This window comes from Frankia sp. Mgl5 (assembly GCF_023242985.1).
GTDB classification, from domain to species: Bacteria; Actinomycetota; Actinomycetes; order Frankiales; family Frankiaceae; genus Parafrankia; species Parafrankia soli.
In genome coordinates this window covers 142974-168389 of the sequence record NZ_JALKFY010000005.1, presented here as the reverse complement: position 1 = coordinate 168389, position 25416 = coordinate 142974, and the positions used below count along the sequence as shown (strand labels likewise).

Annotated in this window: 21 protein-coding genes; 14 read left to right on the top strand and 7 right to left on the bottom strand. The window is 73.7% G+C overall.

Annotated features, from left to right (window positions below; all coding sequences use genetic code 11):
* The first annotated feature begins 139 nt into the window (after window positions 1–139).
* The 3 genes from MXD62_RS04285 to MXD62_RS04275 all read left to right on the top strand — a co-directional run bounded on the left by MXD62_RS04285 (window position 140) and on the right by MXD62_RS04275 (window position 2776).
* Window positions 140–1060, top strand: a complete 921-nt coding sequence (locus MXD62_RS04285) for a phosphotransferase (protein WP_248828115.1) — start codon at window positions 140–142, stop codon at window positions 1058–1060.
* A 125-nt stretch (window positions 1061–1185) separates the two neighbouring features.
* Window positions 1186–1950 carry a helix-turn-helix domain-containing protein gene (locus tag MXD62_RS04280; protein WP_248828123.1) on the top strand — a complete coding sequence of 255 codons (765 nt, stop codon included), beginning with the start codon at window positions 1186–1188 and terminating at the stop codon, window positions 1948–1950.
* Window positions 1925–2776: a hypothetical protein gene (locus MXD62_RS04275; RefSeq protein WP_248828114.1), complete on the top strand. Its 852-nt coding sequence runs from the start codon at window positions 1925–1927 to the stop codon at window positions 2774–2776. Before MXD62_RS04280 ends, MXD62_RS04275 begins: the two co-directional genes overlap by 26 nt.
* A 250-nt stretch (window positions 2777–3026) precedes the next feature.
* Here the strand turns inward: MXD62_RS04275 and MXD62_RS04270 are convergent, their stop codons facing one another.
* The 7 genes from MXD62_RS04270 to MXD62_RS04240 are packed head-to-tail and all read right to left on the bottom strand — an operon-like array spanning window position 3027 to window position 9958.
* Entirely contained in the window at window positions 3027–4493 is a 1467-nt protein-coding gene (locus tag MXD62_RS04270; protein WP_248828113.1) for an NAD(P)/FAD-dependent oxidoreductase, read from the bottom strand.
* Window positions 4490–5419 (bottom strand): acyl-ACP desaturase, encoded by a 930-nt coding sequence (locus MXD62_RS04265; protein WP_248828112.1) that lies wholly within the window; start codon window positions 5417–5419, stop codon window positions 4490–4492. Before MXD62_RS04265 ends, MXD62_RS04270 begins: the two co-directional genes overlap by 4 nt.
* Window positions 5420–5439: 20 nt before the next feature.
* Window positions 5440–6318 (bottom strand): class I SAM-dependent methyltransferase, encoded by an 879-nt coding sequence (locus MXD62_RS04260; RefSeq protein ID WP_248828111.1) that lies wholly within the window; start codon window positions 6316–6318, stop codon window positions 5440–5442.
* Entirely contained in the window at window positions 6315–6578 is a 264-nt protein-coding gene (locus MXD62_RS04255; RefSeq protein WP_020461493.1) for an acyl carrier protein, read from the bottom strand. Before MXD62_RS04255 ends, MXD62_RS04260 begins: the two co-directional genes overlap by 4 nt.
* A complete protein-coding gene (locus MXD62_RS04250; protein WP_248828110.1) occupies window positions 6578–7276 on the bottom strand; it encodes a PaaI family thioesterase in 699 nt (232 codons plus the stop codon). Before MXD62_RS04250 ends, MXD62_RS04255 begins: the two co-directional genes overlap by 1 nt.
* Complete coding sequence (locus MXD62_RS04245) at window positions 7273–8061, bottom strand: ferritin-like domain-containing protein (protein ID WP_248828109.1); 789 nt, start codon at window positions 8059–8061, stop codon at window positions 7273–7275. Before MXD62_RS04245 ends, MXD62_RS04250 begins: the two co-directional genes overlap by 4 nt.
* Window positions 8062–8095: 34 nt before the next feature.
* Window positions 8096–9958, bottom strand: coding sequence for an AMP-binding protein (locus MXD62_RS04240; RefSeq protein WP_248828108.1), 1863 nt, complete (start codon window positions 9956–9958; stop codon window positions 8096–8098).
* Between the two features lie 284 nt (window positions 9959–10242).
* On the opposite strand from MXD62_RS04240, the gene MXD62_RS04235 reads away from it, so the two are divergent.
* The 11 genes from MXD62_RS04235 to MXD62_RS04185 all read left to right on the top strand — a co-directional run.
* Window positions 10243–11514, top strand: a complete 1272-nt coding sequence (locus MXD62_RS04235) for a cytochrome P450 (RefSeq protein ID WP_248828107.1) — start codon at window positions 10243–10245, stop codon at window positions 11512–11514.
* A 129-nt stretch (window positions 11515–11643) separates the two neighbouring features.
* A complete protein-coding gene (locus MXD62_RS04230) occupies window positions 11644–12597 on the top strand; it encodes a LysR family transcriptional regulator (RefSeq protein ID WP_248828106.1) in 954 nt (317 codons plus the stop codon).
* A 286-nt stretch (window positions 12598–12883) separates the two neighbouring features.
* Complete coding sequence (locus MXD62_RS04225; RefSeq protein WP_248828105.1) at window positions 12884–13729, top strand: MBL fold metallo-hydrolase; 846 nt, start codon at window positions 12884–12886, stop codon at window positions 13727–13729.
* A 73-nt stretch (window positions 13730–13802) separates the two neighbouring features.
* Complete coding sequence (locus tag MXD62_RS04220) at window positions 13803–14453, top strand: HAD family hydrolase (protein ID WP_248828104.1); 651 nt, start codon at window positions 13803–13805, stop codon at window positions 14451–14453.
* Between the two features lie 204 nt (window positions 14454–14657).
* Window positions 14658–16565, top strand: a complete 1908-nt coding sequence (locus MXD62_RS04215) for a long-chain fatty acid--CoA ligase (protein ID WP_248828103.1) — start codon at window positions 14658–14660, stop codon at window positions 16563–16565.
* 92 nt (window positions 16566–16657) lie between these two features.
* Window positions 16658–17893, top strand: a complete 1236-nt coding sequence (locus MXD62_RS04210) for an NAD(P)/FAD-dependent oxidoreductase (RefSeq protein WP_248828102.1) — start codon at window positions 16658–16660, stop codon at window positions 17891–17893.
* 24 nt (window positions 17894–17917) lie between these two features.
* The gene (locus tag MXD62_RS04205; RefSeq protein WP_248828101.1) at window positions 17918–19183 is read left to right on the top strand and encodes an acyl-CoA dehydrogenase family protein; all 1266 of its coding nucleotides are present in this window, start codon (window positions 17918–17920) and stop codon (window positions 19181–19183) included.
* Window positions 19180–19728, top strand: a complete 549-nt coding sequence (locus tag MXD62_RS04200; RefSeq protein ID WP_248828100.1) for a DUF4442 domain-containing protein — start codon at window positions 19180–19182, stop codon at window positions 19726–19728. The genes MXD62_RS04205 and MXD62_RS04200 overlap by 4 nt, the downstream gene beginning before the upstream one ends.
* A 2-nt stretch (window positions 19729–19730) precedes the next feature.
* Complete coding sequence (locus tag MXD62_RS04195; RefSeq protein ID WP_248828099.1) at window positions 19731–20705, top strand: alpha/beta fold hydrolase; 975 nt, start codon at window positions 19731–19733, stop codon at window positions 20703–20705.
* Window positions 20702–21358: an SGNH/GDSL hydrolase family protein gene (locus MXD62_RS04190; RefSeq protein ID WP_248828098.1), complete on the top strand. Its 657-nt coding sequence runs from the start codon at window positions 20702–20704 to the stop codon at window positions 21356–21358. Before MXD62_RS04195 ends, MXD62_RS04190 begins: the two co-directional genes overlap by 4 nt.
* A gap of 246 nt (window positions 21359–21604) precedes the next feature.
* Window positions 21605–25416: type I polyketide synthase (locus MXD62_RS04185; RefSeq protein ID WP_251081205.1), on the top strand; the 3812-nt coding region annotated here is incomplete at its 3' end.

Sequence of the window (25416 nt, the reverse complement as noted above, 5' to 3'; positions counted from 1 at the left end):
CGCTCTACGTCACGGACCGCCACTCCGGCGAGTCGCTAGACGATCACGATCCGTACACCACGTGCGTGGACTCCACTGCGCGCCACCCGCGATCGGCATGCGGCTGCCATGGTCGGGAATACCGACGGATCTGTGTCGCATGGTCGAGTCCCACCTGGGCGCACCGGTCGCCGAGGCCACCGACCAGACCGGCGGTTTCTCTCCCGGCGTCGCCGCCAGATTGCGGCTCGCCGACGGCAGACGGGTCTTCGCCAAGGCGGTGGGGCCGCAGCCCAACCCCGACTCCCCTGTCCTCCACCGAATCGAGGGGAGGATCGCGGCGCGACTACCGCTGACCGCGCCCGCGCCGCGCCTGATCGCGACGTTCGAGACCCGCGGCTGGGTGGTCCTGGTGTTCGAGGACGTCGACGGAGCGCCACCCGACCTGCCCTGGCAGGAAGACCAACTCGACCGAGTCCTGGCCGCCCTCGCCGACCTCGCCGCGGCGCTGACACCGTCACCGCTCGACGCCCCCACGGTCGTCGAGCGGTTCGGCAAGGACTTCTACGGATGGCGTCGGCTCGCCGCCGCCTCGCCGCCGGCCGGGCGGGCACCGAACAGCCTCGCCGGACAGGAGAATCTTGACACTCTCGACCCGTGGGCTCGCCGGCATCTGGACGCCCTCGCGGATCTCGAGACCGGGTGGGCGGACGCGGCCACCGGAGACGGTCTCGTCCACGCCGACCTGCGTGCCGACAACCTCCTACTCACCCCGAACCGGGTCGTGGTGATCGACTGGCCGTGGGCGTGCGTCGCGGCGCCGTGGTTTGACCTGCTCGCGATGCTGCCGAGCGTGCGGATGCAGGGCGGTCCCGCTCCCGAGGACATCTTCGACGCCCATCCGGTGGCACGCGGCGCGGACGCGGACGCGGTGACCGCGACCATCGCCGCCGTGGCCGGGTTCTTCATCCGGCAGTCGTCCCGGCCCGCCCCGCCTGGACTTCCGACCCTGCGGCCGTTCCAAGCCGCCCAAGGGCAAGCCGCACTCGACTGGCTACGAGTTCGGACCGGCTGGTCGTAGAAGCCGGCAGTCACACCCTCTACACCTACGATCTTGGGTTCAGGGCTTCGTGGTTTTACGGACTGGTCCCATGTCAGGCGGTGCATCCAGGCTGAGCGCCACTGGATTGCCTTAGCCTGGCTGTGATGGCTGTGGAGTATCGCGAGTATTCGCCGCCGGTTGACCTACAGGGTGCGGTTGCGTGCCTGTGGGAGCGGATGAGCGCCGGCGGGCAGCAGTTGATCGTGCCGGACGGGTGTGTTGATCTGATCTGGCTCGCCGAGCGTGAACTGGTCATCGCCGGTCCCGACACCGGGCCGCGTACCGTGTGGCTGCCAGCCGGGTCGCGCTCCAGCGGACTGCGGCTGCGGCCGGGCGCGGCGGGCGGCTTTCTCGGCCGGCCCGCCTCGGAGGTACGCAACTGCCAGGTGAACGCCGATGACGTGTTCGGCCAGGAGGCTACGCGGCTGGCGGAACGGCTCGCCGCGGCGTCCCCAACCGACCGGCTGCGGCTGCTGGCTCACGTCGTACGCCGGCGACAGGTCACGCCTGATCCCGTGGTGACAGCGGCGGCGTGTTGGCTGGGACGCCCGGACGCGCGGATCGCGACAGTTGCCGCCGGACTCGGGATCAGCGAACGACAGCTCCACCGTCGCACCCTGGCAGCGGTGGGCTATGCGCCCAAGGTATTGGCTCGGGTTCTTCGGCTGTGTCGCCTGACCCGCGGGCCCGGACCGACGTTGGCCGAGCGGGCGCTTGAGGCAGGGTATGCCAGCCAGGCGCACATGTCCGATGAGGTGCGGGCGTTAACCGGGCTGAGCCCGTCGCGGTATCTCGTCCGATTCATGGAAGACCCGCCACCGGCCGATCTCCAGCATGGACGCCATGCCTGTCGACGTTCCTGCCGCTGAGCGGTTCATCCACTCTTCGGCCCGCTTGTTGGACCGCCACCGGATGGCGGTCGTGCTGCACGACGCTCCCCGCGCCCCGGTGCTGACGGCGCTGGCGGCGTACCGCAACTCCGACGGCGGGTACGGGCACGCACTGGAGCCCGACGTCCGCGGCCCGCACAGCGAGACGACCTCGACCCTGCACGCACTCGAAATCCTCGACGAACTCGACGCGCTCGGTCACCCGCTCGCCGACGTGGCGACCTGGGTGGCCAGGGTGGCCGAGCCGGACGGCGGCGTGCCGTTCGTGCTCCCGACCGCCGCCGGGTACCCGCTCGCAGCATGGATGGTGCCCGACGGCGGCTCGCATCTCACGTTCGGGCTGGCCGCGCTGCTCGGCGCGGCTGGCGCCCGCACCGACTGGCTCGACCTGGCCAACGAGTGGTGCTGGCAGCGCCTGCGCCACGTCGAGGACCTGAACGCCTACTGGTTGAAATACGCCCTCGACTTCCTCGACCACAGCGCCGACGCCGACCGGGCAGCCCAGGTCCTCGAAACCCTGCGGGCCCTGCTACGACCGGACCGATCGGTGCCCGTGCCGGGCGGCACGGCGGACGAGACCCTCACCGCTCTGACGCTCTCCCCGCGCCCCGCCGCAAGAAGCCGGGCGCTGTTCACCGACGAACAGATCAGCATCTGCCTCGACGAGCTGGAAGCGGGCCAACAAGACGACGGGGGCTGGACGTTCGACTGGGCCGCCTGGTCGCCCGCACAGGCAGACGAATGGCGCGGCCTGGTAACCCTGAAAGCCGTGCAAACGCTGCGCACGAACGGACGGCTGCGCTAATACGAGCGGGACCTGCCCAGCATGGATCGCGAAGAGGGTCAGCTCAACACCGGTGACCGAGCTCTGGAACCCCACAGGACCTGCCCGAGCAAACCAGGCAGCGGTTCGGATTGTGCGAGCTTTGCACCAAGCAAGAAGTGTGACAAAATGCCAGGTCACACCAATAGTCACAGTGACCAGTGGGCAGGGGCGGGGTCGAACCGCCGACCTTCCGCTTTTCAGGCAGGCAGCCAGAGCCGTCCACCACGGGTCATGATTGACCACGCCGGGTAAGCGTGTGTCGGGCGGTCCGCAGCACGGCCGCTGGGGTGAGCAGGACTGATGGGGGCTCGACAAGGTTGACCACGCGCAGCAGGTTGCGGGCGAGGACGGGGTCGGATCGGGTCGCCGCCTGGACTCGGGGGATGTAGGCGTTGGTGATCCGGGTGCGGGGCCCGCGGCGGCCCTCGACCTCCCGGTAGCGCAGGTCGGAGTCGGTGGCGATCGACCACGCCCGGGAGGTCGGCCGGGCGGCCGCCGTGAAGTACCGTGCGGCGAGGTCGTCCAGGCCGCCCGAACACAGACATGCCCGCAACTCGAGAGCCTGCTGCGCGGCGACGGTCATGCCCTGCGCGTAGAGCGGGTTGAGGGTGCACAGGGCGTCGCCGATCGCGACGAAACCGGCGGCCGGAGTGCGCAGGAGGTCGTACCGCAGCCGCCGCGACGCCCGGAACCGGTAGCGAACCGGGTCGTCGAGCGGCTCGGCGTCCTGGATGAGGCGGTGGATGTCGAGGGCGGGCAGGGAGGCCGCGAACCGTTCGTAGCCGGGGGCGTCGACCGGCGGGTGGTCGCCGAGCATGCCGGCGAGGGTCACGATCCAGCGGTCGCCCTCCTGGGCGACGGCGCCACCACCGCGCCGGCCCGGCAGCGTCGAGATGATGACGCCGAGGTCGCCGCCGAGGTCCGTGGGCCGCCGGCGGTAGGTCCGGGAGGCGTAGGCGAGGTCGACGCCGACGGTCTCCTCCCGTGGGACGTCGAAGCCCAGGTCGGCGAGCCACTCCGAGGCGCGGGACCCGCGGCCGGTGGCGTCGACGACGAGGTCGGCCTCGATGGTGCGGGCCGGGGCGTCACCGGCGGGCGGCTCGACGCGCACCCCGACGACACCGTCCCGCGCGACCGGCCCAGCACTCCGAACCGGCCCAGCACTCCGAACCGTCTCGGCACTCCAAGCGGCGCCGGTGCCCTGAGCGGCCCCGGCGGCTCGGGTGGAGCCCGATCCGCGGACGAGGCCGACCGCCCGGAGCCCGGGGAGCAGCCGGATCCGGTCGTGGCCGAGTGTCGCGGCCCGCAGAGCGGCCTCCAGCGCCGGCCGGCTGGCGAGCACCGAGGTGAGGCCGGTCGGCACCGGGGTGACCCGGGCGCCGTCGAAGTACCAGCGGGTGCCGACGAGGGTCTCCGCCGTCGGCACCCCGTCTGCGGCGATCTTGGCGGTGAAGTCCGGGTACAGCTCGTCGAGGATCTGACGGCCCCGTTCCATCAGGGCGTGCAGGTGACGACCCTGCGCCGCCCCGCCGCGGGCGCCGGCGGCCGCGGCGGGGGTGACGTCGTCGCGGTCGAGGACCGTCACCTGGCCGACGTGCTCGGCCAGCACCCGGGCGGCCAGCAGGCCCGCGACACTGGCGCCGAGCACGACGGCGTGACCGTGCCCGGCCCCTCCCCCGCCGCTGGGCGCGGTCACGCCGAGGCCGCGGCCGGCGGCACCGCCGCGGGGGTGGTGAGCGGGAGCGGGGCGGCCGTGCGGCAGGCCGCCACGAAGCGGGTCAGCTCGTCGACCCGGTCGGAGGGCGCGTCGACGGCGCGGTTCACGATCCGGATCAGGTGCTCGTAGGCGTCGGTGTGGTCGTAGCGGGCCGCGTCGGCGATCCGCAGCGCCCAGCGCCAGTAGCCGCGCATCGTGTCCGCGAGCGGCATCCGGAAGCTGGCGATCACGTCCCGGATCGGCTCGACCACCGCGTCGCCGTACACCCGCAGGTACCGCTCCAGGATGTCGGCCATGAACGCGAAGTGGCGGGCCTCGTCCCGGCTGAGCCGGTTGAGCAGCTCGGCGAGCACCGGGTCGCCGACGACGGAGCGCAGCTGCTGGTAGTAGATCTGGGTGGCCTTCTCCTGGACGAGCGCGTAGGCGAACAGCGCCACCGACTCGTCGTGCGGGAGCTCGAAGGGCTTGCGGCCCTCGGCGGCGAGCTCGCGGCGCAGGTCGTCGGGACGGGCTATCCCCGAGTCGGTCTGGTAGCGGAACAGGGCGCGGGCATGGCTGTCCTCCTCGACCGCCCAGCGGACGGTGAAGTGGTACAGCTCGCGGTGGTGGGCGAAGTCCTGCTCGCTCACCTCGTCGGTCAGCGGGAACCGCCGCGTGTAGACGGCGAAGTAGCCCGGCAGGTGATCCTCGATCAGGGTGATGAAGCGGACGGCGGAGCGCTGGCCGTCGGTGAGCCGGTTGGCGTCGGCCGCGGTCCAGTCGACGGCGGTCTCGACGTCCCAGCGGCGCTCGGCGGCGCCGGCGCGGTGGAAGTCGGTGACGGCCTCGGCCAGGTCGCCCGCGGGCAGGAAGGGCCCGTCGACCGGGCCGCGCAGCACGGGCGCCCGGGTCGTCGTGGTGGTCATCGGTTCGTCTCCCGGGCTCGTCAGCGCGACTTCTGGCAGACCAGCGCGTAGTGCTTCGTGGTGAAGCCCCAGCCGGCGTTGGCGACCTGGAGGTAGCGGGTGAGGGTCGCCGCCAGGCCGGGGCTGATCGCGTCGAGCCGGTCGGCCCGGTCGGCGACGTTGACCAGCCAGTCCTCGATGGTGCGGCGGTAGTCCTCGGTCAGGTCGTCGACGGAGATCACCGAGAGTCCGGCGTCCTCGGCGGCGCGGACCAGCTCGGACAGCGGGCGCATGTCCCCCCAGCCGAAGATCGAGTCGCGGACGAACTCGGTGCCGCCGCGACGGTCGAACTCCTCGTGCGCGGCCGCGTTGCGGAAACAGGACTCGGAGACGTACAGCCGTCCGTTGCGGCGCAGCGCCGCCCGCGCCCGGCGGAACACCAGGTCGAGGTCGGGCATGTGGACGATGGACCCGAGCAGCGACACCGCGTCGAACGACGCCGGCTCGACGTCGAGGGTCTCGAAGTGGCCCTGGCGGGTCTCGACCAGGTCGGCGACGCCCAGCTCGGCGGCGCGGGCGGCGATGTAGGCGTGCTGGCGGCCGGCCGGGCTCACCCCGACGGCGCGGCAGCCGAGCTCGACGGCCATGTGCAGCACGACCGAGCCCCAGCCGCAGCCCACGTCGAGGATCCGCTCGCCGCCGCGCAGCCCGAGCCGGTCGGCGACGAAGCGCAGCTTGGCGAGCTGGGCGGCCTCCAGGGTCAGGCCCTCGGAGCGGTAAAGACCGCTGGAGTACTTGCGGCGGGAGTCCAGGAACAGGCCGAAGATCTCCGGGTCGAGGTCGTAGTGCTGGTTCGTGTCCGCGACCCCGACCGGGGTGGCGGACGCCGTCCCGGCCGGGGCCGCGGCGGCGACGGTCATGCCGCCGCGCCCGCGGCCAGCGCCCGCTCGACGACGTCGGTCACCTCACGGACGGTGGTCACCGTGAAGACGTCCTCGTCGTCGAGCTCGATGTCGTAGGCGCGCTCGATGCGCGCGATCATGCGCAGCACCTTCACCGAGTCGGCGCCGGCGACGGTGCGCAGGTCGAGATCGGGGTCGATGGCGTCCGCGGTGGTCGCCAGCTCGGTGGCGACGATCTGGGTGACGGTGACGAGCACCGGCTCGGCGGTCGTGGACATCAGGACTCCTCGGATGCGGTCGCGGGGGCGGAAACAGGCACGGGCACGGACACGGGGACTGAAGCTGGGGCGGGCGCCGAAGCGGGGCCGGGTGCGCCGGCGGCGGCGGTCGCCGAGGCGAGCGCGGGGGCCGACGCGGTCAGGACGTCCGCCAGGCGGCCGGCGTCGCCGTCACTGAGCGTGATGCGGTCGCGGGCCGCCTCGAGGGCGACCGGGCGGTACGTGGCGCGGGCGGTGGCGACGACCCCGCCGGTCGCGTCGAGGATGTCGGCCTCGGCGTTGATCAGGCCGGTGTCCCCGGTGCCGACGATCCGCGCCCGGCACTCGTGCGGGGCGCCGACCGGGATCGGCGCCAGGTAGCGCAGCCGCATCGCGGTGGTGAACGCCGGCTTCCCGGTGCGCAGCACGATGAGGTTGCCCATGGTCTCGTCGCAGATCACCCCGGCCAGGCCGCCGTGCACGACGCCCGGGTAGGACTCGTGCGCGGAGCCGAGCTGGAAGACGGTGGCGAGCCCGTCCGGGAGGGCCTTGAACCGCAGCTGAAGGCCCTTGGCATTGTGCGGGGAGCAGCCGAAGCACTGGTAGTCGTCCAGGACGGCCCAGGGGGTCGCGACGAGCTCCTGCGCGTCGGCGAGCGTCCCGGGCCCGCCGGCGGTCGCCGACTCGACGGGCGGGTCGTTCTTTGCCGGGGCGGTCATCCGAGCGCCTCGGCGAGGTTGCGGCGGACCCGGGCGTTGGTGGTCAGGTCCAGGCCGGTCAGCGAGCCGAAGGCCCGCCGGATCTTGTCCTGCAGGTGGGCCAGCTCGCCCTCGGTCGCCACCTGGGTGAGGAAGTAGGTGAACCCGGTGTCGATGGTGTCGTGGTCGCGCAGCGCCTCCAGCTCGCCCTTGAAGACACCCACCGGGTGCTTGATGCGCTGCTCGGCGGTGTAGACGAACAGGGTCTCCAGCACGGACGCCAGCTCGTCCGGGTGCTCGGCGAGCCGGCACCGGGTGTAGTGGATGAACTCGCGGGCGTGTGCGGCCTCGTCCAGGCTCGCCTTCGTCATGATGGCGGCCAGCACCGGCTCCTGGACCCAGGCGGCGACCGCGCGGTAGACGTGGTTGACCGTCAGCTCGGAGATGACGTTGGTCGCCAGGGTCGCCGCCGGGGTGGTGCCCGGCGCGTAGGGCTCCCGCATCGCCGCGACCGCGCCCGGCTCCACCTGGGCGTCGATCTGGTCCAGCCAGGCCCGGAACGCGAAGTGGTGCTGAAGCTCCTGCCCGCCCCACAGCGCGATGAACGCGGAGAAGTCGTAGTCGTCGACGAACTCGTCGAAGAAGCCGTGCTGGGCGGCGATCGAGTTCGCCTCGCCCATCACCGCGCCGCGCGCGATCCGGACATACTCGGGGCGGACGAGCTCGGGCCGCACCTCGTCGAAGGGGATGTCGGCGAGCCGCCACACGTGGCGCTCGTATCGGCGGAAGACGTCGTAGCTGTGCATGGGCCTCCACCTGCCTGGGAAACGGGCCTGGAACTCATGTCGGTACGCATGCCTCGCGCGCGGCGAGGCGCTGGAACTTCCCGCTGGACGTCCGCGGCAGGGCGTCGGGCCCGACGAGGGCGACGGCGATCTCGGCCAGCCCCAGCGCGGCGGTCACCGCCACCCGGATCGCGGCGGCCAGCGCCGCGCGCTCGGTGTCGTCGACCAGCCGGGTCTCGGCGAGGATCGCCATCGTCTCGGCGCCCCCGGGTGAACGGTCCGCGTAGGCGACGCAGCGGCGGCGGTGGACGCCGGGGACGTCCCGGGCGGCCTCCTCGGCGTCGTGGGGGTAGTAGTTCACCCCGCGGACGATCACCATCTCCTTGTCCCGGCCGGTGACGAAGAGCTCGCCGTCGCGCAGCAGGCCGAGGTCGCCGGTGCGCAGCCAGCCGTCCGCGGTGAACGCGCCGGCCGGCTGCTCGCCGGTGTCGGTCAGGTAGCCGCCCGTCACCGCGTCGCCGCTGATCTGGATCTCGCCGACCTGGTCGTCACCGAGCACGCCGGTGCCGTCGCGGCCGCCGATCCGCACCCGCATGGCGCGCACCGGTCGGCCCACCCCGGCCAGCCCGCGGGCGGACGGCGAGCCGGCGGGCACGTCACGCGCGACGCCGTCGCGGGCGAGCAGGTCGCGGTCGACCCAGCGGTGCACGGGGGCGCGGCCCGGCGGCGGGAAGGTCACCGCCAGCGTGGCCTCGGCCATCCCGTAGACGGGCATCATCGCCGCCGGCGCGAAGCCGGCCGGTGTGAAGGTGGTGAGGAAGCGCTCGACCGAGGCGGGCTCGACCGGCTCGGCGCCGTTGAAGGCGACCCGCCAGCCGCTCAGGTCCAAGCCGGCCTCCCGCGGCGCGGGGACGGCCTCCGCCAGGTGGTCGTAGGCGAAGTTCGGCATGGGGGCGATGCTGCCGCCGCGGCCGAGGAAGTCGGTCAGCCAGCCGGCGGGGTCCTTCACGAAGGCGGCCGGTGACCAGACGGTCATCGGCATGCCGGTGAAGATGCCGGCGAGCGTGCCGAACAGGCCCATGTCGTGGAAGAGCGGCAGCCAGATGCCGCCGTGGTCGGCCTCGGTCAGCGCGACGCCGTCGATGATCGCGGCCAGCCCGGCCAGGATGTTGCGGTGCGTCAGCACGACGCCCTTCGGGGCGGCGGTGCTACCGGAGGTGAACTGGACCAGGGCGGCCTCGTCGGGTGACACCTCCACCGCCGGGCCGGCCGGGGCCGCACCGCCAGCGGCGGCCGGCGCGGTGCCGGTGGCGGCCGGTGTGGTGAGGTCGGCGACCCGGACGAGGCGGACGCCGTCGAAGGCCCCGGCGAAGCGGTCGGCCATCCGGGCCGTCCGGCCGCCGACCAGCACGAGCCGGATGCCGGCGACGGCGACCGCGCGCGCCAGCCGCGCGGCGTAGCCGGGCAGGTCACGGGTGGAGGCGGGCAGCGGCAGAGGGCACGCGGCGGCTCCCGCCCGGCTCACTCCGGCCAGGGCCACCAGAAAGTCGGGCGCGTTGTCGCTGAGCACTCCGACCCGGTCACGGGCGACGACCCCGGCCCCAGCGGCGCCGCCGGTGCCGGCACCGGTCAGGGCTGCCGCCAGGACGTCCGCGCGGGCGACGAGCTCGCCCAGCGTCAGCGACGCTCCGGCGGAGGGGAAGTCGAGGGGCAACCCCGGATGGCGGGCCGCCACCGTGGCCAGGCCGGCGTGCAGGGTGCCCGCCGCGAGCGCGGCGGCGGCCGTCGAGCCGGCGGCCACGGAATCGGCGGGTACGGGATTGACGGGTACGGGATTGACGGGTGAGGAAACAGCAGGTGAAGAAACGGGGACGGCGCGGGGCGCCGGGATCGCCACCTCGGCCGGAGCGTCGTGCATCGTGGGCCCTCCATCTGCATCCGGCCGCTTTCCGGCTCGTGCCGGCGCGCGGCCCGCGCGCCGCACCGGTCTCGCCGACGCGTTCGCGCCGCCGTTCACCGGCGGCGGTTCGTCCACGCATTTCCGCGAGAATGCTTGCGCCGTCGGCCGGTGCCGTCAAACACGGATACCGGTCCGCTATGGATCCATCGGCGGCGTTAATCGTCTCTCCGGGGAACAGAAGGAAAGCGGACGATACATCGAGGCGCTATCGCGGTAACAACCGTGCGGCAATTGGAGATGCGATGACCACGTCCACCGTCGTCCCGGCGGCCGGCACCGGATCATCCGGGCCGGCCGGCGAGGAGTCGACCGCGCTGCTGGCCGAACTGTTCGACCCGGCGACCAGACCCGACCCCTACCCCGTCTACAGCCGGCTGCGCGAGGCGGGCGCGCTGCACACGACGCCGTTCGGGCTGCCCGTCGCGACCCGGCACGCCGACTGCGTGGCCGTCCTGGCGAACCAGGACTGGGGGCACGACCTGGAAGCCCACCAGATGCACCCGACGCTGCCGGCGGAATCGTTCCCCACCACGTTCCTGTGGATGGAGCCGCCGGACCACACCCGGCTGCGCGGCCTGGTCAGCAAGGGCTTCACCCCGCGCAGCGTGCAGCTGCTGCGGCCGCGGATCACCGCGCTGGTGGACGAGCTCCTCGACAACGCGCTCGCCGCCGGCGAGTTCGACCTCGTCGAGACGATCGCCTACCCACTGCCGCTGACCGTCATCTGCGAGATCCTCGGCGTCCCCGCCGCCGACCACCCGGCCGTCCAGGTCTGGTCGCAGGCGCTGGCCCGGGCGTTCGACCCCGACGCGCTCATGTCGCCCGAGGCACTCGCGGAGCGCAACCGGGCCATCCCCGAGTTCCTGGAGTACTTCGGCGCGCTGGTCGAGCGGCACCGGCGCGAGCCCGGCGACAACCTGATCTCCGCCCTCGCCCAGGTCGAGGAGGCCGGTGACCGGCTCACCGCCGACGAGCTGCTCGGCACCTGCGTCACGCTGATCATCGCCGGCCACGAGACGACGGTGAACCTGGTCGGCAACGGGATGCTCGCGCTGCTGCGCAACCCCGACCAGCTCGCCCTGCTGCGCGCCGAGCCCGAGCTGATCGGACCCGCCGTCGAGGAGCTGCTGCGCTACGACTCGCCTATCCACCTCAACACCCGCGCGGCGAAGCGGGAGCTCGAGGTGGCCGGCCGGGTGTTCGCGCCCGGCGAGGGCGTCGTCGCGCTGATCGCCTGCGCGAACCGGGACCCGCGGGCCTACCCCGACCCGGACCGGCTCGACGTGCGGCGGTTCACCTCCTCGGCCGGCGGCCCCCCGGCCCGGCACCTGTCGTTCAGCCTCGGCCACCACTACTGCCTCGGCGCGCCGCTGGCGCTGCTCGAGATGGAGCTGCTGCTCGCCGCGTTCGTCCGGCGGGTCAGCGATGCCGAGATCACCGACGACAACCCGCCCTACAAGCCGAACCTGCTGATCAGGGGCCTGGCCGAGCTGCCCGTCCGGTTCCGCGGCTGACCGTCCCGCCGCACCGCCCGGCATGCTTCGGGGCAACATGCCACGCTCTCGTTCCGCCGTCCACACGTGCGCGTTACCGGCGGTTAGCGCCCACCGGTAACGTGAGCGGCGCCCAGTGGGAGGTCGGCGGTGGAACTGAGATATCTCGCGTCGTTCCTCGCCATAGCCGAGGAGCTTCACTTCGGCCGCGCGGCGGCCCGCCTGCACCTGGCCCAGCCCTCGCTGAGCCAGCAGCTTCAGCGGCTGGAACGCGACATCGGCGTCGAGCTGGTCTCGCGCAGCTCGCACGAGGTCAAGCTGACCGCCGCCGGCCGCGCCTTCGAGACGGAGGCCCGCCGGCTGCTCGACGCCACTCGCCGCGCCGTCACCGTCGCCCGCGAGGCGGCCTCGGGGCGGACGGGGATGATCAGCATCGGCTTCAACTACCCCGCCGGCCAGCGGGTGCTCCAGCCGACGCTGCTGCGCCTGGCGGCCGAGTATCCGGGCGTGTCGACGACGCTGTGGGAGGCCCGCAGCGGGCCTCAGCTGTCCGCGCTGGCCGAGGGACGGCTTGACGTCGCGCTGGTCTTCGCCGGGCCGCCCTCGGCCCAGCTGCGCTCCCAGCGGGTGCTCACCGTGCCGCTGGTCGCGGTGGTCAGCCGGCGCCATCCCTGGGCGGCCCGGTCCGAGGTTCCCTTCCGGGAGCTGGCCGACCAGCCGTGTGTCCTGTTCCGGCGGGAGCAGAGCCCGGCGATGCACGACGCGATCCTCGCCGCGGCCGACCGCTGCGGCATCGCGCTGACCGTCTCCGACGAGGTGGACGACTCCGGCGCGACCGGGATCGTGGTGACCACCAAGCCGGTGGTCGGGTTCGCCTCGGCGGCGCGCGGTGCGCATCCGCCCGGTCACGGGCTCGCCGCGGTGCGCCTGGTCGACCCGACCCCGACGGTCGGGATGTACGCCGTGTGGCGCCCGGATCCACAGCCCGTGGTCGGCGCCTTCCTGGACTGCCTCGAGGCCGCCGGCCCGTTCACCGAGCCCGGCCCGCCCGCGGCGGTGGCACCGGCACCGGCACCGGCACCGGCACCGGCCAAGGAGAGCTGACCCGGGTTCCCGTCCGGCGGGCGGTGCGGTGCCCGGCGATTGGCATCCCGAATAGCTCGTTCGTCATTCATGCGTTGCCGAGAACCGGCCCGACGCGCAACATCGCTCGAGCGGTCAGATTCACCTGGTCGCCCCGCCGATCCGCCGCGCCCTACGAGGAGGTCATGGGGCCGTCCGGTGGCCGTGCCGGTCGTGGCACGCGCCCATCGGGCGGCGGAGCGTGACCCGGCGGCGGCACACCGACGGTGCCGGCCGCGCGGCCGGTCCGAACAGAATGGACGTGACCATGGAGTTGACTGTCCTCGGGTGCCGGTCGGGAATGCCCGCCGCCGGCCAGTGCAGCTCCAGCTACCTGGTGGAGACCGAGGCGGCCCGTCTGCTGCTGGACTGCGGCCCCGGCGCCGCCACCGCGCTCAGCGCGGTCATGGATCCGCGCCGGCTCGACGCCGTGGTCATCAGCCACCTGCACCTGGACCACTGCTACGACCTGCTGCCCGTCGGCAAGACCCTGCTGGCCGGGCACGGCCGGTTCGCCGAGCTGTTCCCCACGCTGCCCGAGCTGGCCAGGCAGGTCCAGCGGACCCCGGTGCCGCTGTACGTGCCGCGCGGCGGCCGGGAGCGGCTGCGCGCGCTCGCCGCGCTGTTCCCCGTCACCACCATCCCGCTGCTCGACCGTGCCTTCGAGGTGGCCTTCGACGTCCGCGAGTACGAGCCGGGCGACACCTTCGTCGTCGGCGACGCGACAGTCGGGGTGCACGAGCTGCGCCACGCCGTGCCCAACTGCGGCACGCGGGTGGACTGCGCGTCCGGCAGCATCGCCTACACCGGCGACACCGGGGTGACCGAGGATCTCGTGCCCTTCGCCCGGGACGTCGACCTGCTGCTCGCCGAGGCGACGCTGGAGCTGACCGACACGACCGACCACGGCCATCTCAGCGCCACCGACGCGGCGCGGGCCGCCACCGAGGCCGACGCGCGCCAGCTCGTCCTGACACATTTCGTGACCGCCGAGCCGACCTGGCTGCGGGCGCGCCAGGAGGACGCCGAGCGGGTCTTCGACGGCCCGGTGCACATCGCCGCGCCCGCGAGCCGCTTCACCGCCCGGGTCACCGAGGCGGCCCCGCATGCCTGACGGACCGGACGGTCCGGCAGGTGCGGTGGATCAGGAAGGTGTCCCGGATCAGGCAGGTGCCGCGGAGGAGCCGGTGCGGGCTGTCTGGTGCGACTACGGCGGCGTGCTCAGCTCGTCCATCGCCGGCTCACTCGCCCAGGTGGCGGCCGCGGCAGGGGTGCCGACGTCCGAGCTCACGGCCGCGATCCGGCGGGTCGCGGCGTCCTTCGGGGCGACGATGATCGAACCGCTGGAGCTCGGGGTGCTCTCCCAGCACGAGTGGGGCCTGCGGGTCACCGCGGAGCTGGCGCCGGCCTGGACGCCGCGGATCGACCTGACCCGCTTCGGCGACCACTGGTACGCGGGCCGGACGGTCAACACGGCCCTGTTCGAGCTGCTCGACCGGGTGCGGGCGAGCGGCGTGCGGGTCGGCATGCTCACCAACAGCGTGCGGGAGTGGGAACCGCACCGGCGAGCGCTGGCGCCGGACGTCGACCCGTTCGAGGTCACCGTCAACTCCTTCGAGGTGGGCCTGCGCAAGCCGGATCCGGCGATCTTCGAGCTCGCCGAGTCGCACTTCGGGACGCCGCCGCGGGCCTGCCTGCTCATCGACGACCTGGCGGTCAACTGCGCCGCGGCCCGGGCCCGGGGCTGGCGGGCGATCGAGCACACCGACCTCGAGGACACTCTGGCACAGCTGCGTGCCGCCATTCCCGCCGTGGCCGCTGACGCGGTGACGGACTAACCCTCACGCGCGTTTTTCCGTTACCCCGCACCAACGATAAATAATTGCGATCGATCGATCCTTCCCGCGCATAGCCCGGCGATAGGAGACGTTTACGGATCGTTAGCGAGAAGCGCATTGCCAGCCAACCGACGATGCATCGAGACTGGGCTCGGTAAATCCACCGAGAAATATCCGAATCCTCGTCACGAGTAGGTGGTCGGTGTGCAGCAGTACACCCTGGGAGCGGGCCGGGTCCTTCCTGACGACCGCGGTCTTTATTCCCTCGTCGACGACCGCGTCCGTACCGATCCGGACCGGGTGATCCTCAGCCGGCCCACCGGGGCGGACTGGCACGACGTCACCTTCCGCGAGCTCGACGCCCACGTGCGCCGGGTCGCCGCGGTGCTCCTCGGCCACGGGGTGGGCGTGGGCGACCGCGTCGGCATCGTCGGCCGCACCAGCTACGAGTGGGTGGTCGCCGACCTCGCGGTCCTCGCCCTCGGCGCGATCACCGTGCCGATCTTCCCGACCGCCTCGCCGGCGCAGATCACCCACATCGTGACCGACTCCGGCATGGCGTGGTGCTTCGTCGAGACCCCGGAGCACCACAGCGCGGTCGCCACGGCCGGTGCCGGGACGCTGCGCGCGCTGCCCTGGCCACTGGCCGACCTGAACGGCTGGCAGGCCCCCGCCGACGACACGGGCCACGACGCGGGCCACGCGGCCGGCGGCGGTGACCTGGCCGCGGCGGACGAGTTCGCCGGGCGCCGGGACGCCGTCCGGGCGGACTCGCTCGCGACGATCGTCTACACCAGCGGGACGACCGGCATGCCCAAGGGCTGCGTTCTCACCCACGGCAACCTGTTCGCCTCCAGCGCCAACACCGTCGAGCACACCGGCGAGCTGTTCCGGGTGTGGCGGCCCGCCGCGGGCACCGGAGCGGCCGAGGGGTCGGCGGGATCAGAGGCGTCGGTCGAGCAGGCGTCGACCCTGCTCTGCCTGCCGCTGGCACACGTCTTCGGCCGGACGATCCTCGTCGCCTGCCTCTATGCCGGAACGCGGACCGGCCTGCTGGCGGCGGTCCCGGACATCCTGCCCGCGATGGCGACCTTCCGGCCGACCGTGCTCGCGCTCGTCCCCTACGCCCTGGAGAAGATCCGCAAGGGGCTGCGCGGCGTCGTCGACACCGACACCGAGCTCGCGGCGGTGGCCGCCGGGCTGGCCGGCGACCCGGCCGACGGCCCAGCCACCAGCCCGGCCGCCGAGCGGCGGCCCGCCCCGGCTGCGCTGGCCCGGATCAACGGCGTGTTCGGCGGCCGGCTGACCCACGTGATCAGCGGCGGCGCGTCGCTGGACGCCACCACGGCGGCCTTCTACCGCGGGGTCGGCGTGCGGATCCTGAACTGCTACGGCCTCACCGAGGCCGCGACGGCGGTGACCGTCAACCAGCCCGGCACCAACCGCATCGGCACGGTCGGCCAGCCGATCCCCGGCACCACCGTGGCGATCTCCCCGGACGGCGAGGTGCTGGTCGCCGGCCCCAACGTCTCCCCCGGCTACTGGCGGGCCGGCCAGGACCCGTGGATCGAGCCCGCCGGCATCCAGGCCGAGGCCGGCGCCGGCCCGTCCCGCTGGCTGCACACCGGCGACCTGGGCCGCCTCGACGCCGACGGCTTCCTCGTCATCACCGGCCGCCGCAAGGAGATCCTGGTCACCAGCGGTGGCAAGAACGTCACGCCGACCCTGCTCGAGGACCGGATGCGGCTGCACCCGCTGGTCGCCGACTGCATGGTCGTCGGTGAGGCCCGCCCGTACGTCGCCGCCCTGGTGACGACCGACCAGGGTGCGCTCAGCGCCCTGGCCGCGGCGCACGGCATCGACCTCGCCGCCTCCGGCTGGTGGGAGCACCCCGCCCTGCTCGACCGGGTGCAGGAGGCGGTCGACGACGCCAACGGCCTGGTCTCCCGGGCCGAGTCCATCCGCCGGTTCCGAATCCTCCCCACCCAGCTCACCATCGACGCCGGTCACCTGACGCCCTCGATGAAGCTGCGCCGCGCACCGATCGAGGCGGCCTTCGCCACCGAGATCGAACAGCTCTACTCCCCGGCCGCCGCCCCGGCTCCGGCCTGAGTCGGCGCCGGCTCAGGCCGGGAGACACCGCCGCTCGCAGACACTTCCGCCCGCTGACATCTCCGCCGCATGACCGACGGGAGCACTCAAGGATGTACGACGTCATCGTGGTCGGCGCGCGCTGCGCCGGCTCACCGCTGGCCATGCTGCTCGCCCGCCAGGGCCACCGGGTCCTGGTCGTGGACAGGTCGACCTTCCCCAGCGACACAGTGTCCACCCACTACATGCACCAGACCGGCCTGGCCCGGCTGCGGGACTGGGGCCTGCTGGACCGCCTGGTCGCCACCGGCGTCCCGCCGATGCGCCACCTCACCTTCTCCTACACCGGCCTGCACCTCGAGGGCTTCGCCGACCCGATCGACGGGATCACGGAGGTCTACTCACCGCGTCGGACCATCCTCGACAAGCTGCTGGTGGACGCCGCCCGCGAGGCCGGCGCCGAGGTGATCGAGGGCTTCACGGTCAGCGACCTGCTCTTCGACGACGGCCGGGTCACCGGCATCCGCGGCCGGACCGGCGAGGGACCCGAGCAGGAGTTCCGCGCCGCGTTCGTGGTCGGGGCGGACGGGCGGACGTCCACCGTGGCCGACAAGGTCGGCGCGGACTTCTACCGGGTCGTGCCGGCGGCCGGCTTCATCTACTACTCGTACTTCGAGGGCCTCGACTGGACGTTCCAGCACCGGACCGGCTTCGGGGAGCAGCAGTTCGGCGCCTGGCCCACGCACGACGGCCGGCACCTGGTGTCGATCATCCGCCCCCGCTCGGCGTTCAGCGAGTTCCGCGCCGACGTCGAGGGCAGCTTCCAGGCCATCTTCGACGCGGTCGTCCCCGAGCTCGGCGAGGACCTGCGGACCCGCGGCCGCCGCGTCGAGGAGTTCCGTCCGATGCGCTACCCGGACAACTACTACCGGCGCTCGCACGGGCCCGGCTGGGCGCTGGTCGGCGACGCCGGCTACCACAAGGACCCGTTCACCGGCTGGGGTATCACCGACGCGTTCCTCCAGGCGCAGACGCTGGCGGACCGGCTGCATTCCGGCCTCACCGGCGAGCGGACGCTGGACGACGCCGCCGCCGAGTACGTCAAGATCCGCGACGAGGAGAGCCACGGGACGTTCGAGCTGACCTGCACGCTCTCCCACCTCGTGCTGCCGCCGTTCCTGCACTCGGCCTTCGCCGCGACGGCGCAGAGCCCCCGCTACACGAAGAAGTTCTTCGGGTTGATCGCCGGTGGCGTTCCCGGCCACGACTTCTTCCACCCCGACAACCTCGCGGAGCTCTACGAGGAGGTCGGCATGCCCGCCGAGAAGCGCCTGCTGTCGGCCAGCTGATCCAGGACCGGGAGGCATCGGCTGATGAGCACCGCTGAGGTGGCCCCGCCCCACACGGGCAACGGCACGACACCGGACGGCACGGCGACGGGCCTCGTCACGGGGGCCACCGACGTCGGCAAGCTCGCGCGGCGCACCCTCGCGTTCGTGCGCGACGACGTGCTGCCAATCGAGCGCGAGCTGATCGTCGCGGGCCGGCACATGGACGACGACGTCCGCGTCGGCCTGCAGCGGGCGGCCCGCGCGGCGGGCGTCTTCGGGCCGCTGACGCCGGTCGCGCTCGGCGGGCTCGGCCTGGACAACGCCGGTCTAGCGGAGGTGCTCGAGGCCGCCGGGACGAGCCTCATCGGCCCGATCGCCGTGAACTGCGCGGCGCCCGACGACGGGAACATGCACCTGCTCGCCGACGTCGCGACACCGAGCCAGGCCGAGCGCTACCTGCACCCGCTGCTGCGCGGCGAGACCCGCTCGGCGATCGCGCTCACCGAGCCGGCGCCGGGCGCGGGCTCGGACCCGTCAATGGTCCGCACGACGGCGCGGCAGGTCGACGGCGGCTGGGTCATCGACGGGGCGAAGCACTTCATCACCGGGGCCGAGGGTGCCGCGTTCACGATCTGCATCGCCCGCACCGAGGGCGGCACCACCATGTTCCTGGTCGACCAGGACAACCCCGGCCTGACGGTCGGACGGCGGATGCCCACCCTGGACCACAGCGCCCCTGGCGGCCACTGCGAGGTGGCCTTCGCCGACTGTTTCGTCCCCGACGCCGCGGTGCTCGGCGACGTCGGCGCCGGGCTGCGCTACGCCCAGGTGCGGCTGGCCCCGGCCCGGCTCGCGTTCTGCATGAGCTGGCTGGGGATCGCCGCCCGGGCGCACGGCATGGCGGCCGAGTGGATCCAGCGCCGGAGCTCGTTCGGCCGGCCGATCTCCGAGCACGGCATGGCCCAGGCACACGTCGCCGACAACGAGATCGACATCGCCGCCGCCCGCGCCCTGGTCCGCTCGGTGGCCCGGGTGCTCGACGAGCAGGGTGTGGCCAGCTCCGCCGCGCGGCACGGCGCCGCGATCGCCAAGACGTTCGTCGCCGAGGCGGTGTGGCGGGTCCTGGACCGGGTCGTGCAGCTCTACGGCGGCCTCGGGATCTGCGAGGACCACCTGGTGGCGCGCTTCCTCGTCGAGGCCCGCGGGTTCCGCATCTACGAGGGCTCGTCCGAGGTCCTGCGCACCTCCATCGCGAAGCGGGTGCTGCGGGCCCACCAACCGGCCACCATCGGAGAGGAGACACGGTGACACCGACGTCCGCACCGACCACACAGGCCGGGCCGTCCACACAGGCGGGGCCGTTCGCCGTCTTCGGCCCGGCCACCGCCGACCCGGGCGCGCCCGACCTCGAGCGCATCCGGGAGATCGCGAACGCGATCGTGCCGTTCCGGCGGTTCGTCGGCATCGACATCACCGAGATCGACACGGAGCGCTCGGTGGTGGAGATCCCCGACCGGCCCGACCTCACCAACCAGCTCGGCACCGTGCACGCCGGCGCGCTGTTCCTGGCCGCCGACCTCGCCGGCGCCGCGGCGGTGGCCGGGGCGCTCGCGCCGCGGCTGAGCCGGTTCGAGTACCTCGTCGTCCGCGACGCCCGCTCGACGTTCCGCAAGCCGGCCAACGGGCGGGTGCGCGCGATCGGCCTGGTCGACGAGCGGGAGGCGCGCCGCGTCCTGGCCGGCACCGGGCCGGAGCGGTTCGACCTCGACGTCAGGGCGCTGCTCTACGACGACGCCGACGTGCTCGTCGCCCGGTTCCACTTCGACTACGCCTGCGCGATCGCCGGAGACTGACGATGCCGACCACCGAGCCGACCACCGAGCGGACCACCGCCGACCCCACCGGCACCGCCGCGTGCCCCGGAACCGCCCCGTCCAAGCCCGCCGGCCCGGAGAAGCTGCCGGTGCCGGTCTCCAGCGGGATCACGCTCATGGTCCGGGTGCTGGCGCAGCCCGACCCGACGGCGCCCGTCGTCCTGCTGCTGCCGGCGATGGCCCTGAAGGCGAAGTTCTACCTGCCGATGGCGAAGGCGCTGTTCGCGGCGGGTCTGTCGGTGGCCACCCTCGACCAGCGCGGGTACGGCGAGAGCACTCCCGGCCTGCGCGAGCAGCCGAACTTCGGCTACCGCGAGCTGATCGAGGTCGACCTGCCCGCGGCTGTCGGTGCCGTGCGGGCCCGTTTCCCCGGGGCGCCGCTGTACCTGTTCGGCCACAGCCTCGGTGGTCAGCTCGCGCTCTTCCACGCGGCGGCCGCGCCGGGCGAGATCGCCGGCATCGTGATGATCGGCACCGGCACCCCGTACTGGAAGGCCTTCGGACGTCGCAACTGGTTCGAGGCGTTCTGGAAGATCCAGACCATCGGCCTGGTCGCCCGCGTGCGCGGGTTCTGGCCCGGCGGCATGCTCATCGGCGGCGCGATGGCCGGCCAGGTGATGGTCGACTGGGCCCGCCAGTCCCGGACGAGCAGGTGCCGTCCCAAGGGCTCCACGCGGCGCCACGACGACGCGCTGCGCGCGCTGGACCGGCCGGTGCTGGCGATCTCGCTCGACGAGGACAAGCTCGGTCCCAGCTCGAACGTGGACTTCCTCTGCTCGCGGATGCCCGCGGCGCGGCTGACCCGGTGGCACGTCGTGGAGTCCTCCGGGGTCGCCCACCGCGACCACTTCGCCTGGATCAAGGACAGCGCGGTCATCGGCCGGGCCGCGGCGAGCTGGATCACCAGCGGGCGGCTGCCCGCCGAGCAGGCCGACGGAGAGAGGAACGGGCGATGAGCAGGACACGGCTGACGGTCCTGGGTGACAGCTTCGCGGAGGGCCGCGGCGACCCGCGGCCCGGCGGCGGCTACGCCGGCTGGGTGCCCCGGTTCGCCGAGCTGTTCGGGATCCCGCACGGCGGCTACCGCAACCTCGGCACCCACCAGGCCACCACGCAGCACATCCTGGAGCACCAGGTGCCGGCCGCCCTGGTCACCAAGGCCACCGTGATCGGCGTCATCGGCGGGGTCAACGACCTGGTCAGCGACTACGAGCCGGCCCGGTTCCGGCGCAACCTCGCCGCGGTCCTCGGCCGGCTCGCCGGCCCGGACACCGTGCTGTTCACCGCCACCTATCCCGACATCCCCGGGAACCTGGCCGTCCCGGCCTCGTTCCGGGCGCTGCTGCGCGACCGGTTCGCGCAGGCCAACGCATACCTGCAGGAGGCGGCGGCCGCCACCGGCGCCGTGTGCCTGGACATCGCCGCGGCCACCGAGTGGCGCGGCCGGGCGCTGTGGGACCCGGACGGGCTGCACCCGAACCCGGCCGGGCACCGCCACTTCGCCGAGACCATGGCCGACCACCTCGGCCGCCACACCGGCATGGCGCCGGTCGGCCGCGAGCCGGCGGGTGTCGGAGCCGGTGCGGGCGGCGGGCTGCTGTCCTACTGATCCACCGACCTGCCCCACCCACGCAACCGCCCCTCGGGCCCGCCCCGCGCACCCAGCTCAGCACAGCACGTCCAACGAGCACAGCACGTCCAACGAGCACAGCGCGTCCAGCCAGCCCGGCCCGTGCGGCCGGTCCGGCTGGTCCGGCGCGCCCGAAACCAGCCGAACTTACGTTCCGAAAGGGTCATCGTGAGCGAGAGCGGACCGCCTCGGCGACTGGCCGACACTCCCATCGCCATAGTCGGAATGGCGGGCCTCTTCCCGCACGCCCACGACTTCCGGGAGTTCTGGCAGAACATCGTCGACGCCCGGGACTGCATCGAGGACATCCCGGCCAGTCGCTGGAACATCGACGACTACTACGACGCCGACCCGACCGTGCCGGACCGCACGTACTCCCGGCGCGGCGGGTTCGTGCCCGACGTCGCCTTCGACCCGCTGGAGTTCGGGCTGCCCCCGAACCAGCTCGAGGTGACCAGCACCCTGCAGACGCTGAGCCTCGTCGTCGCCCGCGACCTGCTGCGCGACGCCGGCGCCCAGGCCGCGAACCCGGCGGGCGCGCCCGCCGCGGCGGACTGGTACGACGCCGACTCGACCGGCGTCGTGCTCGGCGTCACCGGGCCCGTCCCGCTGATGCACCCGCTCGCCGCCCGGCTGACGACGCCGGTGCTGCGCGAGGTCGTCCGCGCCTGCGGGCTGACCGAGGACGACGCCCAGGCCGTCGCCGCCCGCTACGCCGAGGCGTTCGCGCCCTGGGAGGAGAACTCCTTCCCCGGCCTGCTGGCGAACGTCACCTCCGGGCGGATCGCGAACCGGCTCGGCCTGGGCGGCATGAACTGCACGGTCGACGCCGCCTGCGCGGCCTCGCTCTCCGCGGTGCGGATGGCGATCGCCGAACTGGTCGACGGCCGGGCCGACATGATGATCGCCGGTGGCGCCGACACCGAGAACTCGATCTTCGGCTACATGTGCTTCAGCAAGACCCAGGCGCTGTCGAAGTCCGACCGGATCGCCCCGTTCGACGAGGGCGCCGACGGCACGCTCATCGGCGAGGGCATCGGCATGCTGGCCCTGCGCCGCCTCGCCGACGCCGAGCGGGACGGCAACCGGATCTACGCGGTCATCCGCGGCCTCGGCTCGGCCAGCGACGGCCGCTCGAAGAGCATCTACGCGCCGCGCGCCGAGGGCCAGGAGCGCGCGCTGCGCCGTGCCTACGCCGACGCCGACTGCTCCCCCGCCTCGGTCGAGCTGTTCGAGGCGCACGCGACGGGCACCGCGGTCGGCGACCGCACCGAGCTCACCGCGCTGGACGCCGTCCTGCGCGAGGCCGCCGGGGACGACGCCCGCTTCGCCGCGATCGGCAGCGTCAAGTCGCAGATCGGGCACACCAAGGGCGCGGCCGGCACCGCCAGCCTGATGAAGCTGGCGCTCAGCCTCTACCAGAAGACGCTGCCGCCGACGATCAACGTGGAGCGGCCGAGCGGGCCGCTCGCCGACGAGCGCAGCCCCCTGTACGTCAACACCCACACCCGGCCGTGGGTCCGTGACCCGCGGCGCCCGGTGCGGCGCGCGGCGGCGTCCGCGATGGGCTTCGGCGGGACGAACTTCCACGTCGTGCTGGAGGAGCACCGGGCCGAGCGGCCCGCGGGCGGCCTGCTGCACCGCACCGCCCGCGCCTGGCTGTGGCACGCCCCCGACCCGGCGGCGCTGCGCGCCGCCCTCGCCGCGGGCGAACCGCCCGTCGACGGACTGACGGGACCCATCCCCGCCGACCATGCCCGTGTCGGGTTCGTCACCCCGGCCACCAGCACCGAAGGCGACGCCGCCGACGGCGCGGAGCTGCGCCGCATCGCCCTCGAGCAGCTCGCCGCGGCGCCCGACGCCGAGCAGTGGACGCACCCGGCCGGCGTGTACTACCGCCGCCAGGCGCTGCCCGACCCCCGGGTCGGCGCGCTGTTCGCCGGGCAGGGCAGCCAGTACCTGGAGATGGGCCTGGACGCCGCTCTCGGCGTCCCGACCGTCGCGCAGGCCCTCGACGACGCGAACGCGGTGTTCGTCGACGACGACGCTCGGCTGGCCGCCGTGATGTACCCGGCGCCCGTCCTGGACCCGCAGGTGCGCCAGGAGCAGGAGTCGCGGCTGCGGGCCACCCGGTACGCCCAGCCGGCGATCGGCGCGCTGTCCGCCGGCCAGTTCCGCTATCTGCGCGAGCTCGGCCTGGACTGCGCCGGCTTCCTCGGCCACAGCTTCGGCGAGCTGACCGCGCTGTGGGCCGCGGGCGCGCTCGACGACGGGGACTTCTTCCGGCTGGCGCGGGCCCGCGGGGCCGCGATGGCCCCCCCGGACCCTGCCGACGGCCTGCCCGCTGGCCTCGACGACGTCACGGAGGGTGCCGCGACCGGCGGCGACCCGGGCACGATGGCGGCCGTCCAGGCCAGCCGGGAGCAGATCACCGAGATCCTGGCCGACTTCCCCGACGTCGTGGTGTGCAACCACAACGCCCCCGACCAGGTGGTCGTCGGTGGCGGGACGGCCGCCGTCGGCGCGGTCATCGAGGAGCTGACCCAGCGCGGGATGACCGGCCGGCTACTGCCGGTGTCGGCGGCCTTCCACACCCGCTACGTCGCCCACGCGGTCGAGCGGTTCGCCCAGGACCTCGCACAGGCCCGGATCGGCACCCCGGCCGCGCCCGTGTACGCGAACACCGAGGGCGCCGCCTACGGCCCCGACCCGGAGGCGAACCGGGCCGTGCTCGCCGGCCAGCTCCTCGCCCCGGTGGACTTCGTCGCCGGGGTCACGGCGATGCGCGCCGACGGGTGCAACATCTTCGTCGAGTTCGGCCCCAAGCAGGTGCTGGCCCAGCTCACCCGGCGCATCCTCGGCGACGCGCCGGTCGTGGTCGTCTCCACCGACGGCGGCCCGCTGCGCGACGGCGACGTCGTGCTCAAGCAGGCCGCGGTGCAGCTCGCCGTGCTCGGCCTGCCGCTGGCGGACATCAACCGCCACGACGCGACGGCCGGCGCCGAGGGCGACACCGAGCAGCCGCGGCGCGCGGCGATGACGGTCACGCTCACCGGCGCCGAATACGTGCCGCAGTCGCGCCGGAACCTCTACCAGGCGGGTCTGACCGACGGCTTCCAGGTCTCCGCGGTCTCCGCGCTCGCGGCGGCCGCGGCGACCCCGTCAGTTCCCGCGGCGGTGTCAGTCGCGGCGACCACGAACGGCGGGCCGGCGCACACGGGCGCGCCGCTCGCCACCCAGGCCGCCGAGCCGGTCCCGGCCCCGCGGCCGACGCTCGCCACGGTCGCACCCGCCGCCGTCACACCCGCTACGGTCACACCGGCGGTCAGCGCGCCGCCCGCGGCCCCCGAGCCGGTTCCGGCGGCCGCGGCGTTCGGCGGCGGCTCAGCCGGCGCCGGAGTCAGCGAGGCCGTCGCCCTGCACCTCAACCTGCACGGCCGCTACCTGGACGGCCAGCTCCGGGTCACCGAGGAGCTGGTGGGCCTGCTGCGGGACGGCGTCCGCGACGGCGCGGCCGGCTGGGTGCCCGCAGCGGTCGAGCAGGTCCGGGACCAGAGCCTCGCCGCCGGCCGGGCCCACGTTCACGCCAACGACGTCCTCGCCGCGCTGGCCGGCCTCGAGCTCGCCGCGGGCGGGCACACTCCGGCCTCGACACCGGTCGCGGATGCTCCCGCCCCGGTGGGGTCCGCCCTCGGTACCACCGCCGCCGGGCCGGCCGCTCTCGCGCCGCCGCCCGCCACGCCGGCACCGGTCACCGCCACGCCAGCACCGGTTGCCGCCGACGCGCCCGCGATGGTGCCTGTCGGGGCCGCCGACCTCGTCACGGTGCCGGCGCAGCCGACGGGCAACGGTCACCACCCGCCCGTGCCCGGCGGCCACCCCGCCACCGGCGTTCTCGCCGCTGGGGCGCCTGCCGCTGAAGCACCCGCGCCGACCAGCAGTGGCCCCGACGCGGACACGGTCCGCACCGCGCTGCTCGGCGTCGTCGCCGACCGCACCGGCTACCCCGCCGAAATGATCGACACCGGCATGGACCT

What these genes read in the sequence shown, in the direction of transcription:
- MXD62_RS04285 (WP_248828115.1), top strand. Translation starts at nt 140, where the DNA reads ATGGTCGAGTCCCACCTGGGCGCACCGGTCGCCGAGGCCACCGACCAG.
- MXD62_RS04280 (WP_248828123.1), top strand. Translation starts at nt 1,186, where the DNA reads ATGGCTGTGGAGTATCGCGAGTATTCGCCGCCGGTTGACCTACAGGGT.
- MXD62_RS04275 (WP_248828114.1), top strand. Translation starts at nt 1,925, where the DNA reads ATGCCTGTCGACGTTCCTGCCGCTGAGCGGTTCATCCACTCTTCGGCC.
- MXD62_RS04265 (WP_248828112.1), bottom strand. Translation starts at nt 5,419, where the DNA reads ATGACCACCACGACGACCCGGGCGCCCGTGCTGCGCGGCCCGGTCGAC.
- MXD62_RS04260 (WP_248828111.1), bottom strand. Translation starts at nt 6,318, where the DNA reads ATGACCGTCGCCGCCGCGGCCCCGGCCGGGACGGCGTCCGCCACCCCG.
- MXD62_RS04255 (WP_020461493.1), bottom strand. Translation starts at nt 6,578, where the DNA reads ATGTCCACGACCGCCGAGCCGGTGCTCGTCACCGTCACCCAGATCGTC.
- MXD62_RS04250 (WP_248828110.1), bottom strand. Translation starts at nt 7,276, where the DNA reads ATGACCGCCCCGGCAAAGAACGACCCGCCCGTCGAGTCGGCGACCGCC.
- MXD62_RS04245 (WP_248828109.1), bottom strand. Translation starts at nt 8,061, where the DNA reads ATGCACAGCTACGACGTCTTCCGCCGATACGAGCGCCACGTGTGGCGG.
- MXD62_RS04240 (WP_248828108.1), bottom strand. Translation starts at nt 9,958, where the DNA reads ATGCACGACGCTCCGGCCGAGGTGGCGATCCCGGCGCCCCGCGCCGTC.
- MXD62_RS04235 (WP_248828107.1), top strand. Translation starts at nt 10,243, where the DNA reads ATGACCACGTCCACCGTCGTCCCGGCGGCCGGCACCGGATCATCCGGG.
- MXD62_RS04225 (WP_248828105.1), top strand. Translation starts at nt 12,884, where the DNA reads ATGGAGTTGACTGTCCTCGGGTGCCGGTCGGGAATGCCCGCCGCCGGC.
- MXD62_RS04210 (WP_248828102.1), top strand. Translation starts at nt 16,658, where the DNA reads ATGTACGACGTCATCGTGGTCGGCGCGCGCTGCGCCGGCTCACCGCTG.
- MXD62_RS04205 (WP_248828101.1), top strand. Translation starts at nt 17,918, where the DNA reads ATGAGCACCGCTGAGGTGGCCCCGCCCCACACGGGCAACGGCACGACA.
- MXD62_RS04195 (WP_248828099.1), top strand. Translation starts at nt 19,731, where the DNA reads ATGCCGACCACCGAGCCGACCACCGAGCGGACCACCGCCGACCCCACC.
- MXD62_RS04190 (WP_248828098.1), top strand. Translation starts at nt 20,702, where the DNA reads ATGAGCAGGACACGGCTGACGGTCCTGGGTGACAGCTTCGCGGAGGGC.